1 protein-coding gene and 1 rRNA gene are annotated in these 1014 nt (G+C 58.1%); one reads left to right on the top strand and one right to left on the bottom strand.

The window, feature by feature from the left end; all coding sequences use genetic code 11:
- The coding region (locus TRM7557_RS01275; protein ID WP_110620093.1) for an IS3 family transposase at positions 1–593 on the top strand (593 nt) is incomplete at its 5' end.
- A gap of 202 nt (positions 594–795) precedes the next feature.
- Here the strand turns inward: TRM7557_RS01275 and rrf are convergent.
- Positions 796–910 (bottom strand): 5S ribosomal RNA (gene rrf / locus TRM7557_RS01270).
- Positions 911–1014: the final 104 nt, after the last annotated feature.

Raw genomic sequence — 1014 nt, 5'->3', positions numbered from 1 at the left:
AAGCCCGGCCCAATGCGCGCTGGTCGCTGGATTTCGTCCACGACCAGTTCGCCAACGGTCAACGTTTCCGGGTGCTCAACGTGGTCGACGACGTCACCCGGGAATGCCTGGCGGCTATCCCGGACACTTCTATCTCGGGGCGCCGTGTGGCGCGGGAATTGACCACCCTGATCGAGCGCCGCGGGAAGCCCGGAATGATCGTAAGTGACAATGGAATGGAACTAACCTCTAACGCGATCCTGCGGTGGTGTTCCGAGCACCGCATTGAATGGCACTACATCGCGCCGGGCAAGCCGATGCAGAATGGCTTCGTGGAGAGTTTCAACGGCCGGATGCGCGACGAGCTGCTCAACGAGACCATGTTCCGCAACCTGGCTCACGCTCGTGTTGTGATCGCGGCCTGGGCTACCGACTACAACACCGAGCGCCCGCACTCGGCCTTGGATTACCAGACCCCGGCTGACTATGCCCGAACCCTGAACACTGCAATCGCCCGCCCCGCTGCGCCAGATGAAAGCTCCGCGCGTCGGGCGATTGCTCAACCCGCGCCGATTGGCGTAAACACCAACCGGGCTCAAATCGCGGCTGGATGAAAGTTCAGTGGCAGGTCAGACGAGCTACCTGGCTGCTCCATCCCGCGGAGTTTTGTTTGTCCTCTTGCGTCTTGGCTGTTTGAGGACTTTTTTATGTCCTACCGCCTATCGGCTACTTGAGGACGTTTTCCCTTTTTTCGCGTTAGCGTTTTGGGGGAGTGTTTTTTTGTTTATAGAGATTTTGGATTGAGGTTTTTTCTAGGTTTGGCGGTGCCCTACTCTCCCACACCTTAAGATGCAGTACCATCGGCGCAACAGTGCTTAACTTCCGGGTTCGGGATGGGACCGGGTGTTTCACTTGTGCTATTGCCACCAAACCGAGGAAAAACCTCAACGACGCGTCTGCGGAGCAGGCGCTGTCGGGCGGCAGGCAGGGCATTTAGCTTGCTAAATGCCCGTTGCCGCACGGTTGATGCACAAT

The sequence above is a fragment of the Tritonibacter multivorans genome (genome assembly GCF_001458415.1).
GTDB lineage: Bacteria > Pseudomonadota > Alphaproteobacteria > Rhodobacterales > Rhodobacteraceae > Epibacterium > Epibacterium multivorans.
Note: the sequence above shows the minus strand (reverse complement) of the source record. Positions and strands in the feature narration are given on the sequence as shown.